The 247-nt window shown below is 65.2% G+C and carries 1 protein-coding gene; it reads right to left on the bottom strand.

Features of this window, described 5'->3' with window-relative positions:
* The coding region (locus PY650_RS37025; protein ID WP_285885082.1) for an AMP-binding protein at positions 1-247 on the bottom strand (247 nt) is incomplete at both ends.

Below are 247 nucleotides of genomic sequence, written 5' to 3' on the forward strand. Positions count from 1 at the left end.
GGCCGCATCGCAAAGCATCAGCTGTGGTGCTGCATCCTCAAGAACCTGGATCAGCCGCTGGCTGGGATAGGCCGGATCGAGCGGCAGATAGGCGCCGCCCGCCTTGAGGATCGCCAGAACCGCGACGACCATGGCCGGACTGCGCTGCAGGCAGATCGCCACCGGCTGGTCCGGCTTGACCCCAAGGGCGATCAGATGATGCGCCAAGCGGTTGGCCTGCGCATTGAGTTCGCCATAGCTCAGGTGC

The sequence above is a fragment of the Martinezella calliandrae genome (assembly GCF_030272695.1).
In the GTDB taxonomy this organism is placed as follows: Bacteria; Pseudomonadota; Alphaproteobacteria; order Rhizobiales; family Rhizobiaceae; genus Rhizobium; species Rhizobium calliandrae.